The sequence below is a fragment of the Staphylococcus sp. FSL K6-3157 genome (genome assembly GCF_038005145.1).
Taxonomy (GTDB): domain Bacteria; phylum Bacillota; class Bacilli; order Staphylococcales; family Staphylococcaceae; genus Staphylococcus; species Staphylococcus equorum.
In genome coordinates this window covers 1,949,069-1,961,803 of sequence record NZ_JBBOSM010000001.1, presented here as the reverse complement: position 1 = coordinate 1,961,803, position 12,735 = coordinate 1,949,069, and the positions used below count along the sequence as shown (strand labels likewise).

General features: G+C 33.8%; 11 protein-coding genes and 1 pseudogene. 9 read left to right on the top strand and 3 right to left on the bottom strand.

The features are described from left to right. Positions 1–207: 207 nt before the first annotated feature. Positions 208–601 (top strand): annotated as a pseudogene (locus tag MHB47_RS13480) (transposase); the annotation flags it as partial. A gap of 194 nt (positions 602–795) precedes the next feature. On the opposite strand, the gene MHB47_RS09380 reads toward MHB47_RS13480, so the two are convergent. Further along, complete coding sequence (locus MHB47_RS09380; protein ID WP_002508112.1) at positions 796–990, bottom strand: DUF2929 family protein; 195 nt, start codon at positions 988–990, stop codon at positions 796–798. 233 nt (positions 991–1,223) lie between these two features. On the opposite strand from MHB47_RS09380, the gene MHB47_RS09375 reads away from it, so the two are divergent. From MHB47_RS09375 to MHB47_RS09365, 3 genes are all read left to right on the top strand, one after another. After that, complete coding sequence (locus MHB47_RS09375; RefSeq protein ID WP_277581445.1) at positions 1,224–2,165, top strand: beta-ketoacyl-ACP synthase III; 942 nt, start codon at positions 1,224–1,226, stop codon at positions 2,163–2,165. Between the two features lie 11 nt (positions 2,166–2,176). Then, the gene (fabF, locus tag MHB47_RS09370; RefSeq protein WP_277581446.1) at positions 2,177–3,421 is read left to right on the top strand and encodes a beta-ketoacyl-ACP synthase II; all 1,245 of its coding nucleotides are present in this window, start codon (positions 2,177–2,179) and stop codon (positions 3,419–3,421) included. A 253-nt stretch (positions 3,422–3,674) separates the two neighbouring features. After that, positions 3,675–4,907: an MFS transporter gene (locus tag MHB47_RS09365; protein WP_340756335.1), complete on the top strand. Its 1,233-nt coding sequence runs from the start codon at positions 3,675–3,677 to the stop codon at positions 4,905–4,907. Positions 4,908–4,962: 55 nt separating this feature from the next. Here MHB47_RS09365 and MHB47_RS09360 read toward each other — a convergent pair whose 3' ends face one another. Next, entirely contained in the window at positions 4,963–5,337 is a 375-nt protein-coding gene (locus tag MHB47_RS09360) for a DUF3899 domain-containing protein (protein ID WP_340756333.1), read from the bottom strand. Between the two features lie 244 nt (positions 5,338–5,581). On the opposite strand from MHB47_RS09360, the gene opp3b reads away from it, so the two are divergent. Genes opp3b through MHB47_RS09335 form a run of 5 tightly spaced genes read left to right on the top strand, consistent with a single transcriptional unit; the run spans position 5,582 to position 11,283 of the window. Further along, the gene (gene opp3b / locus MHB47_RS09355) at positions 5,582–6,508 is read left to right on the top strand and encodes an oligopeptide ABC transporter permease (RefSeq protein ID WP_021339489.1); all 927 of its coding nucleotides are present in this window, start codon (positions 5,582–5,584) and stop codon (positions 6,506–6,508) included. After that, positions 6,508–7,575: an oligopeptide ABC transporter permease gene (opp3C, locus tag MHB47_RS09350; protein ID WP_021339490.1), complete on the top strand. Its 1,068-nt coding sequence runs from the start codon at positions 6,508–6,510 to the stop codon at positions 7,573–7,575. Before opp3b ends, opp3C begins: the two co-directional genes overlap by 1 nt. 18 nt (positions 7,576–7,593) lie before the next feature. Continuing rightward, positions 7,594–8,676: an ABC transporter ATP-binding protein gene (locus MHB47_RS09345; protein ID WP_021339491.1), complete on the top strand. Its 1,083-nt coding sequence runs from the start codon at positions 7,594–7,596 to the stop codon at positions 8,674–8,676. Continuing rightward, entirely contained in the window at positions 8,666–9,610 is a 945-nt protein-coding gene (locus MHB47_RS09340) for an ABC transporter ATP-binding protein (RefSeq protein WP_069802047.1), read from the top strand. The genes MHB47_RS09345 and MHB47_RS09340 overlap by 11 nt, the downstream gene beginning before the upstream one ends. 20 nt (positions 9,611–9,630) lie before the next feature. Next, a complete protein-coding gene (locus tag MHB47_RS09335) occupies positions 9,631–11,283 on the top strand; it encodes a peptide ABC transporter substrate-binding protein (RefSeq protein WP_340756330.1) in 1,653 nt (550 codons plus the stop codon). A 276-nt stretch (positions 11,284–11,559) separates the two neighbouring features. Here MHB47_RS09335 and trpS read toward each other — a convergent pair whose 3' ends face one another. Continuing rightward, the gene (trpS, locus tag MHB47_RS09330) at positions 11,560–12,549 is read right to left on the bottom strand and encodes a tryptophan--tRNA ligase (protein WP_340756328.1); all 990 of its coding nucleotides are present in this window, start codon (positions 12,547–12,549) and stop codon (positions 11,560–11,562) included. Positions 12,550–12,735 lie beyond the last annotated feature (186 nt).

The window sequence follows — 12,735 nt, the reverse complement described above, 5'->3', positions numbered from 1 at the left end:
AAGCTTAATATTATGCGCGTTTTCACTTCAGTCATCTACTGCCAATATAGCAATAGAGTTGAGATATTATTTGTTTTACAGACTCATACTATTCCCCTAGGCGTCAGCGCTTTACAAAATCGGTACAATTATATAAATTTATACAAAAAAATAAGCCACTTTCGTATAATAAAGTTACTCTAACATAACTTTAAAACGAAGTGTCTTATGTATAAAAATTACAATATGACTAAGATAACACTACCAATGGAAACTGAAGTTTTGATCTATAACAATGATATCGCACATGCAGTTAATCAAATTGAAGCTGCACTTTCAGATAGTGTCGTATGATGTGGTTATCTCAAAATCAAAAACCATCATATAGAACAATAAATCGTTTTAGAGTACATCCAATCATGGATAAATTATTAAAGTCTCTATTTGTTAACTTTAGAACCTAACTTATAGATTAAAACGCATTGATAATGAATCCATATTTATTGATGGTACTAGAATTGAAGCTAATGCCAATAAGTATACATTTGTATGGAGAAAAAATACTGAACGCTATAATAAAAATGTGATTGAAAAGTCGAAATCACTTTATGAAGAACTCATATAAACAGAGATTTTACCTAAGCTCAAATTAGAGATGAATTAAGAAATTAGCATTCAATATTTAAAAGCTGTCAGTGATTTGGTGCGACTGCTGACTATAGGATGAGATTGTGACCGTGAAAAGTGTGCACAAAAAATGCCAACAAAGTCAGAGACTTTGTTGGCATTTTTTTCGCGTCTAATTATAGACGTGTTCTAATGTTGTTCCTTTGTATCATCATTATTGCCTTTAATAACCATTTCAAATAATACAATAATAATAGTGAAAAATATCGCGCCTACAATAGGTGTGATGAGATTAAGCTCGCCACCGCCTGCTAAACTATTAAGCACAAAGTTAATCATTTGCAATAAGACAATAGACCAAAATAAAGTTGCGAGGTATTTCATTATGTAATGCCTCCAATATAATATATATATTTTCATTATAAATAAGAAAGTACTGTTTGTATAGTATCAAAGTAAGATTCTTAGTTTTACATTGTTATAATATAAGTTTTAAATTATAATTAATCTGTAAAACATCTTATATGTTAGGTGTTGTTCTTGTATTTGAAATGTGTATTATGTTAAATTAATACCTGGTATTAAAATTAAAAATAAGATTGAGAAGGTGTACAACCATGGATGTGGGTATTAAAGGTTTTGGTGCATACGCACCTAAAAATGTCGTAGACAATACCTATTTTGAATCATTTTTAGAAACTTCAGATGAATGGATTTCACAAATGACTGGTATTAAAGAGAGAAGATGGGCTGATGAGGATGAAGAAACTTCAGATTTAGCTTATCAAGCAAGTTTAAAAGCGATAGAAGATGCTCATATCGAAGCAACAGATATCGATATGATTATAGTTGCAACATCAACAGGAGAATTTCCGTTTCCTACAGTTGCCAACCTGTTACAAGAGAAATTAGGTGTTGGTACAGTTGCCTCGATGGATCAACTTGCTGCATGTAGTGGCTTTATGTATGCCATGATTAATGCTAAGCAATTTGTTCAGTCAGGGGACTATAAAAACATACTTGTTGTCGGTGTAGATAAATTATCTAAAATTACAGATTTTACTGACAGATCAACTGCAATATTATTTGGTGATGGTGCTGGCGCAGTTGTAATCGGAGAAGTATCTAAAGGCCGTGGTATTTTAAGTTATGAACTCGGTTCTGATGGTTCTGGTGCTAAACATTTATATTTAAATCCAGAAAATGGAAAAATATTTATGAATGGTCGTGAAGTATTTAAATTTGCAGTGAGAATTATGGGTGAAGCCTCTAACAATGCCATAGCTAAAGCAAATTTAAAACCAGAAGACGTAGATATGTTCGTACCACACCAAGCAAATATCAGAATTATGGAATCTGCAAGAGAACGCTTAGGCATTCCAAAAGAAAAAATGAGTGTCTCTGTAGATAAATTTGGTAATACATCTGCAGCTTCGATTCCTTTAAGTATTGCTCAAGAATTAGAAAATGGTAAGATAAAAGACGATGACGTCTTAGTATTAGTAGGATTTGGCGGCGGTCTTACATGGGGCGCTGTAACACTAAAATGGGGAAAATAGGAGGATAAAATATGAGCAAAGAACAACGTGTTGTAATAACAGGAATTGGCGCATTATCACCTCTTGGCAACGATGCTAAATCAACATGGAATAATGCTTTAAACGGGGTAAGTGGTATCGATACAATTACACGAGTAGATACAACAGATTATAATGTTCATTTAGCTGGAGAGCTAAAGGATTTTAATATAGAAGATCATATACCTAAAAAAGAAGCGCGTCGCATGGACCGTTTTACACAATACGCAGTTGTGGCAGCTAGAGAAGCGGTTAACGATGCTAAATTAGAAATTAATGATAATACAGCTAATAGAATTGGTGTATGGATTGGTTCAGGTATTGGTGGAATGGAAACTTTTGAAATTTCGCATAGCACATTAATGAACCGCGGTCCAAAACGAGTAAGTCCATTTTTTGTACCAATGCTTATACCGGACATGGCAGCAGGACAAGTATCAATTGATTTAGGTGCTAAAGGGCCTAATGGTGCTACAGTGACTGCATGTGCGACAGGTACGAATTCGATTGGCGATGCTTTTAAAATCATTCAACGTGGAGATGCAGACGCAATGATTTCAGGTGGAGCAGAAGCACCTATTACGCATATGGCTATCGCAGGATTCAGTGCGAGTCGTGCTTTATCTACAAATGATGATAAAGAAACAGCTTGTCGACCATTCCAAGAAGGTCGCGATGGATTTGTCATGGGCGAAGGCGCTGGTATTGTTGTACTTGAATCTCTAGAGTATGCTCAGGCACGAGGCGCAGAAATCTATGCTGAAGTAGTAGGTTATGGCTCAACAGGTGATGCGCACCATATCACTGCACCTGCCCCTGAAGGCGCAGGTGGCTCACGTGCTATGCAAGCTGCTTTAGATGATGCAGAAATAAAAGCTCAGGATGTACAATATCTTAACGCACACGGTACGAGCACTCCTTTAGGTGACTTAACAGAAATACAAGCAATTAAAAACACTTTTGGAGAAGCTGCTAGCTCATTAAAAGTGAGCTCAACAAAATCAATGACAGGTCATTTACTTGGTGCTACAGGTGGGTTAGAGGCGATATTCTCTGCACTTTCAATTAGAGATAGCCGCATCGCGCCAACAATCCATGCAAATTCCCCTGATCCAGAATGTGATCTTGATATTGTACCAAATAAAGCAGAAGACTTAGAGATTAATTATGCGATGAGTAGTAGTTTAGGATTTGGTGGACACAATGCCGTACTCGTATTGAAAAAAATCAATGACTAAATCTATAAACTTCATTTAATTTTAAAAGATTTAAAAATATATACAATATAAAAAAACAGCTAAAATTTTAAATTTTGGCTGTTTTTTTTATATTGGAATTTTCTTTAGTGCTAACAAACTTTGTATATTTGTAGTTATAATACATTTTTACCATTATTAACTTCATAATAAGGAAGGAAAATTTTAAAAATGTATATGTACAACATACAATTCATGTATAATAGGAATAATTTAAAAGTCTGGAGGGATAAAATTGAAGAAATTTATGACGTTATCGACGACTTTAAAAACAAGGCTAATAGCTGATTTCATCTTGACCATTGCGAGCCAAGCGATTTTACCTTTTATGGCTTTATATTTAACGAGCAAAACAAATGCGGTGTTTGCCGGTGCATTTTTAATAATAAATATCGTAGTTAGTTTTTTTGTGTCTTTTCTAGGTGGATACTTAGGGGATAATTATAATAGGAAGAAAGTCGTTAATTATATACACTTTTTATACGCAGTGTGCTTAATTATTTTAAGTATTACTGTAACCATGGATGGTGTTGGTTTAATTATTTTTTGTGCTACAGTGTTTATTTTTGAAACCTTATTTGCAGCGAGTCAGCCTATTTTCGAAGCGGCTATCATGGATGCGATATATGAAGACGTAAGAGAATATGTATATCAACTCAATTATTGGATGTTTAATATTAGTACTGCAATAGGAATGATGTTAGGTGCAGTACTATATTTAGGACACAAGCATTTGTTATTTATTATGTTTTTCTTTGCTATGTTAGTGAGTTGGTATTTATTTGAAAAATATTATGATGTAGAACAAATTTATAATAAGAAAGAAGAACTGACATCTCGCTTTAAACATTTTATGAATAGTTATCATGTTGTACTTAAAGATAAATACTATATGATTTTTAATTTAGGAATGATGTTAGTTTTTATGGCAGAACTCAGTTTAAATTCATATGTCGTAGTTAGATTAAAAGATGAGTTTGAAGCTTTTAATTTTTTAGGATTTTACATAGATGGTGTCAGAATGTTTACTGTCATTATGATTATCAATACGATTGTGGTAGCGACGTTAACTTTTACAGTGAATCGACTTATAGCGCAAACTTCTAAAAAAACTGTCTTTATCATCGGTATAGTGTTATATACGATAGGTTATAGTGTATTGACGTCAGCCAGTGCATTTTGGATATTGTGTTTATTTGCAATCATTGCCACGTTAGGAGAATTAATTTATTCACCAATTCAAAATGCGCAGCGCTTTTTAATGATACCTGATGACAAGCGCAGTACCTATTCTACATTTGGCATGGTATCTTATTATGGAGCCAATGTATTATCTAGATTCGGATTGATTTTGGGGGCATTTTTACTGCCATGGATGATGTCAGTCTATGTTGCTGCAGTTGTATTAATCGGTTTCGTCTTACTTTACTATGCATTATTCTTTAATCCCAATATAGAAACAAGATAATAAAAAGACTGTATTAGAGTATTGTTGAAAAATAAACAATATCTAATGCAGTCTTTTATATTGCAAAAGAAATTACGATAGAGAGTAATAAATAAAATAAATTACAAGCAAATGCAATTTTAACCCATGGCGTAACAAAATAATTTTCCTTTTTTGCTTGCGTAGGTTTGAAAAACTCGTCATTTTCGAGTGTGTCTTTATGTTTTTTGTTAGTAAGTTGGTATTTTAATCTTCTAAAACCATAGCTTGTAGGATCTAAAATACCTTCTTGGACAACAATAATAATGAAGAAGAAGATAGCTAATGAAATGGAAATATAGAAAAAGGTATTGATGTATAGGACTAATGTATGTGAAGCAAATAGCCAAACTAACAAAGTAAGTAAGGGTGTAAAAAGTATCCAAATCAGTAAACTTGTTATGTGTTTCATATTAACTCCTCCAATTATACAATAAATTTATTGTAACTTAATATAACTAAAAAATGAATATAAACTTCTATAAATTCAATTATATCAACACTTGTATAAGATTATAAAATAAATTGTTAATAAATTCTTTAATAATGTAAAGCAAAACAATATTGCTTTACACGTAAAGTAAAAGTATAATGTTAATAAATATTCTGAATATTTCAAAGGGAATGTTAATTCTGAATTTAAAGGGGGATAAAATATGCTTAAGTATGTTTTAAAGCGTTTGGGATATATGATTTTATCATTGTTCATAATCATTACGATTACATTTTTCTTAATGAAGCTTATGCCAGGTTCACCATTTAATGATGAAAAATTAAATGAAGAGCAGAAGCAAATTTTAAATGAAAAGTATGGTTTGAATGAACCTGTACCTGTACAGTATGCAAGTTATTTAAAGAATGTCGTTACGGGGGATTTTGGTAACTCATTCCAATATGATAACCAACCTGTATGGGACTTAATAAAACCAAGATTATTACCATCGCTTGAAATGGGACTGACAGCTATGGTTATTGGTGTGATTTTAGGGTTGATTTTAGGAGTTATAGCAGCAGTACGGCAAAACAGTTGGGTCGACTATACAGCCACCGTCATTTCGGTTATTGCAGTATCAGTACCATCATTCGTTTTAGCAGTATTACTACAATACGTATTTGCAGTTAGATTACAATGGTTACCAGTTGCAGGTTGGGAAGGAATATCGACCGCGATACTGCCATCATTAGCACTATCGGCAGCAGTATTAGCAACGGTGGCAAGATACATAAGAGCAGAGATGATAGAAGTTTTAAGTTCGGATTATATCTTGTTAGCACGTGCAAAAGGTAATTCAACAATGAGAGTACTATTTGGTCACGCATTACGAAATGCATTGATACCGGTTATTACGATTATTGTACCGATGTTAGCAAGTATCTTAACTGGTACTTTGACAATTGAAAATATTTTCGGTGTGCCAGGATTAGGGGATCAATTCGTGAGATCAATCACTACGAATGACTTCCCAGTTATCATGGCGACAACAATTTTATTCAGTACATTGTTTATTGTCTCCATTTTCATTGTAGATATTTTATACGGTTTAATTGATCCGCGTATCCGTATACAAGGGGGTAAAAAATAATGGCTGATAAAAGAGACGAAAAATTAACAGATGATCATTCAAATGCAGTTATGACGCATACTTCAGAAGGTATACCGGCATCTGATTTTATTAGAAGTAAGAATGATATTGAAAAAGAACCGGAAATGCAAAGAGAAAGTAAAAACTTTTGGCAAGATGCATGGAAGCAATTGAAACAAAATAAATTGGCCGTAGTTGGGATGATTGGCTTAATCCTTATCGTACTACTAGCGTTGATTGGGCCTTTATTAAGTTCACATGATTATGCAGAACAAGATGTAGATAGACGTAACTTACCAGCTAAAATACCTGTGCTAGATCAAATACCATTTTTGCCATTTGATGGTGAAGGCGCAAAAGGTGTCGATGCTTATAAAGAAGCAGGCGTTACAGAAAACTTTTGGTTTGGTACAGATCAATTAGGCAGAGATTTATGGTCAAGAACTTGGCAAGGTGCGCAAGTATCATTATTCATTGGTGTGGTAGCAGCTTTGCTAGATATATTTATAGGTGTTGTGTATGGTGCAATATCTGGATTCTTTGGAGGACGGATAGATAATGTCATGCAGCGTATTATAGAAGTTGTTGCTTCGATACCTACACTGATCGTGGTTATCTTATTCGTATTAATTTTCGAGCCATCTATTTGGACAATCATTTTAGCCATGGCACTTACGGGTTGGATTGGTATGAGTCGTGTAGTACGTGGTGAATTCTTAAAATTAAAAACACAAGAATTTGTCTTAGCATCTACAACATTAGGTGCATCAAAATTAAAATTAATATTCAAACATATTTTACCTAATACACTTGGCGTTATCGTAGTAACTTCTATGTTTACAGTGCCTAATGCCATATTCTTCGAAGCGTTCTTAAGCTTCATTGGTATTGGTGTACCGGCACCTAAGACGTCGTTAGGTTCGTTAGTAAATGAAGGTAGAGCAATGCTGTTAATTCACCCGCATGAATTATTTATACCAGCAGTAGTATTAAGTTTATTAATTTTATTCTTCTACTTATTTAGTGATGGATTACGCGATGCATTTGATCCTAAAATGCGCAGATAATAAAAGGGGGCAACATTTATGTCAGAACGAGTATTAGAAGTGAATAATTTGCATGTTTCCTTTGATATCGATGCTGGGGAAGTGCAAGCAGTTAGAGGTGTTGATTTCTTTGTCGATAAAGGTGAAACACTCGCAATTGTTGGTGAATCTGGTTCGGGGAAATCAGTCACAACAAAAGCAATCACCAAATTATTTCAAGGTGATGCAGGTAGAATTAAAAAAGGTGAAATTAATTTCTTAGGAGAAGATTTAGCAAAGAAATCAGAACAAGAATTAGTCAAACTTAGAGGTAAAGATATATCTATGATTTTCCAAGATCCAATGACTTCTTTAAATCCAACGATGAAGATTGGTAAGCAAGTTATGGAACCTTTGATGAAGCATAGAAATTATAATAAAGCAGATGCGAAAAAACGTGCTTTAGAGATACTAAATTTAGTAGGTTTACCAAATGCAGAAAAACGTTTCACTGCCTATCCACACCAATTTTCAGGTGGACAAAGACAAAGAATCGTTATTGCAACAGCACTTGCATGTGAACCGAAAGTATTAATTGCCGATGAACCAACAACCGCTTTAGATGTAACGATGCAGGCACAAATATTAGAGTTGATGAAAGAGCTTCAAGATAAAATTAGTACATCAATTATATTCATCACACATGATTTAGGTGTGGTTGCGAATATCGCAGATCGTGTGGCAGTAATGTATGGTGGTCAGATGATAGAGACCGGAGATGTAGATGAAATATTCTATGATCCTAAACATCCATACACTTGGGGATTATTATCATCAATGCCAGATTTAACTACAGGTTCAGAAACAGAATTGCTAGCTATACCAGGGACACCGCCAGATTTATTACATCCACCTAAAGGAGATGCATTTGCAGAGCGTAGCCAATTTGCATTAGATATAGACTTTAAGACGCCACCACCTTGGTTTCAAGTATCACCTACACATTTTGTGAAATCGTGGTTGTTGGACGAACGTTCACCTTATATTGAGCCGCCAAAAATGGTGCAGAAACGTTTACGTGAAATGCCAAATAATTACGATAAACCTCAACAAGTAGAAAGGGTGTCGTTCGATGGAAAATAATAAAGATGTGCTATTACAAGTGAAAAACTTAAAACAATATTTTAATGAAGGTAAGCGAAATGAAGTTAGAGCCATCGAAAACATTTCCTTCGATGTATTTAAAGGGGAAACATTTGGTTTAGTAGGAGAATCAGGCTGTGGTAAATCAACTACAGGTAAAGCCATTATTAAATTGAATGATATTACAGATGGAGAAATACTATATGAAGGCGTAGATATTCAAAAGATAAAAAATCGTAAAGACTCATTGAAATTTAATAAAAAAATACAAATGATTTTCCAAGATCCCTATGCATCATTAAATCCGCGTTTAAAAGTTATGGATATCGTAGCTGAAGGTATTGATATACATAAACTTGCTTCTGGGGTTAAAGATCGTAAGAAACGTGTTTATGATTTATTGGAAACAGTAGGTCTAAGTAAAGAGCATGCGAACCGTTACCCACATGAATTTTCTGGTGGACAACGCCAACGTATCGGTATTGCACGTGCATTAGCAGTACAACCAGAGTTTATTATTGCTGATGAACCGATTTCTGCATTAGACGTTTCTATCCAAGCGCAAGTTGTAAACTTGTTACTAAAATTACAGAAAGAGCGTGGCATTACATTCTTATTCATCGCCCATGACCTTTCGATGGTGAAATACATTTCTGACAGAATTGCAGTGATGCATTTCGGTAAAATCGTTGAGTTAGGTAGTGCTGATGAGATTTATCATCATCCTATGCATCCTTATACCAAATCTTTACTTTCAGCTGTACCTCAGCCAGATCCTGAAAGTGAAAGAGTGAGAAAGAGAACTGTTTTTAAAGAAGATGCAGAGAACAATGACAAGCGCTCATTGCACGAAGTACGACCAAATCATTATGTATTTACAACAGATGAAGAAGCGGAAGAACTGCAATCTGAAACACAGGAACCGTCTGTATAAAAGGGGAAAGGGGGATTATGATGAAAAAGTTTAAGTTATTTACGATACTTATTGCGCTGACAGTAGTATTAGCAGGCTGTGGTAGTGCTGAAGGTATATATTCAGATAAAGGACAAGTATTTAGAAAAGTGTTATCTCAAGATATTACGTCACTGGATTCAGCATTGGCAACAGATACAGTGTCATTTGATATGTATAACCAAATTTATGAAGGACTGTATACATTAGATAAAGATGATAAAGCGCAACCAGGTGTGGCAAAGGCAATGCCTAAAGAAAGCAATGGCGGTAAAACATTAACGATTGAATTGCGTAAAGACGCTAAATGGTCAAATGGAGATCCAGTTACTGCGCATGACTTCGAGTTTGCATGGAAACGAGTAGTTAATCCTGAAACAGCATCTGAATATGCCTATATTATGTACGATTTGAAAAATGCGGAAGATATTAATATGGGTAAAAAAGATGTGGATGAATTAGGCGTTAAAGCACTAGATGACCATACATTAGAAGTAGAATTAAACAAACCAATTCCGTATATTAACGAAATGTTCGCTTTTGGTACATTTATGCCACAAAATGAAAAAGTTGTTAAAAAACATGGTCAGCAATATGGTACTACAGCTGATAAAACAGTGTTTAATGGACCTTTCAAGATAGAACAATGGAGGGTTGAAGATAAAATTCAACTGGTAAAAAATGAAGATTATTGGGATAAAGAAGCGGTTCATTTAGATCGTGTAAATTATAAAGTATTGAAAGACCAACAAGCAGGGGCGTCATTATATGATACAGGATCTGTTGATGATACTGTCATTACTGCTGACCAGGTTGATAAATATGAAGATAATGCAGGTTTGAAAAAACGCTTATTAGCAAGTACATTTTATATCAAATTAAACCAAAAAACTGTACCAGCATTTAAGAATAAAGATATGAGGCTTGCAATTTCACAAGCAATTAATAAAGAAGGCTATGTAAATGCTGTTAAAAATGATGGTTCGGAAGCAACAGATGGTTTCACATCTAAATTAACAGCAGAAACACCTGATGGTAAAGATTTTGCGAAAACGATTGATTCGCCATTATCATATAACCCAGAAGCTGCTAAAGAACATTATGAAAAAGCTAAAAAAGATTTAGGTATAAAAGATCTGACCTTCACGATGAATACTGAAGATACACCAAGTTCAAAAATTTCAGCAGAATATATTAAAGCTCAAGTAGAAAAAACGTTGCCTGGTGTCACAATGAAAATTAAACAATTACCATTTAAACAACGTTTGAATCAAGAGTCTTCTGAAACACACGAAGCCTCATTATCTGGTTGGGGACCAGACTACCCAGACCCATTAACATTCTTAAGTATTATGACAACAGGTGCTGCTCAGAATAATACTGGCTGGGGTAGTAAAGAATATGATCAATTAATTGAAGATGCTAATGGCAAATTATTGAAAAAACCGGAAGAACGTAATGCTGCTATGAAGAAAGCAGAAGAAATGATGTTGGAAGATGCACCAGTTGCACCGATATATCAAAAAGGGGAAGCGCATTTAACAAATCCACAAGTTAAAGGCTTAATCTATCACCAAATTGGAGGAGATACATCTCTGAAAAATGTAAGAATAGATAAGAGTATTGATAGAGAAACTGGTGAAAAGAAAGAATAGAATTTTAACAATAAAATAAATATTATAAACAGCACATCAACATAAGGTTGGTGTGCTGTTTGCTTTCATATTAAACTAAAAGTTTACTAGTACGTACTTATTTGAAATCAAGGCAACATTTCTATTTCCATTAGTTATACATTTATTTAAAGCACTAGCTGAAGACTACAGGATGAGATTGTGATTGCGGATAGCAAGCACAAAAAATGCCAACAAAGTCACTGACTTTGTTGGCATTATGACATATTCTAATCAAATAGAATGTGCCTGTTATAATTATCTTTTACGACCTAAGCCCATAGCTTTTTCCATTTTCTTCAATGTTTTGAAAGAAACTTTTTGTGCTTTATCTCTACCATTATCTAAAATAGTATCTAATTCATCTGAATTAAAATAGTACTCATATTTTTCTTGAAAATCTGTTAAGAATGTTTTTACGATTTCTGCTAAATCTGATTTAAACACACCATAATTAGAGTCTTTATATTTAAGTTGTAATGATTCTAGAGATTCATCCGTTAAACTAGAATAAATGGATAATAAATTAGAAATACCAGGTTTGTTATCTCTATCAAATTTTATAATACCATCTGAATCAGTTACTGCACTTTTGATTTTTTTAGCTGCAGTATTTGGTTGATCAAGTAAGGAAATGAAGTTCTTTTGATTATCATCACTTTTACTCATTTTTCTAGTCGGATCCTGTAAACTCATGACACGGCCACCAACTTTTGGTATGCGTATTTCGGGTTTGATTAATATATCGTTAAAGCGAGAATTAAATCTATCTACTAAATTTCTTGTTAATTCCATGTGTTGCTTTTGGTCGTCACCCACAGGGACAATATTCGTGTTATAGATTATAATGTCTGCAGCCATTAATGGTGGATATGTAAGTAAACCTGCTGGAACGCCTTCAGTTTGTTTAGTGGCTTTGTCTTTAAATTGTGTCATACGTTCCAATTCTCCAATAGAAGAGATCGTAGTGAGCATCCAACTCGCCTGTATATGCGCTGGTACTTCTGATTGTATGAATAATGTGGATTTCTCTGGGTCGATACCAGAAGCTAAATAAATCGCTGCAAGCTGTCTTGTTTGTTTACGTAACTTCAAACGATCTTGTGGAACAGTAATTGCGTGCTGATCCACGATGCAGAAGAAACAATTGTAGTCGTCTTGGACTTCACCAAATTGTTTCAATGCACCAATGTAATTACCAAGTGTTGGAATACCACTGGGCTGGATACCTGAAAATAATGTTTCCATTTTTAGATGCCTACCTTCTAAAATTTAATTTAATATATATTACCTACATTATAACAGTATTTCAATCATTTGTAATTTATGTTAAACTATAGACATATCAATATTTCTACCTGAATTTATTGAGAAATGGTTTTATTTTAAATTTTTTGATAAAAATTAAAGAATTCTCATTTAATTTTAATGTTG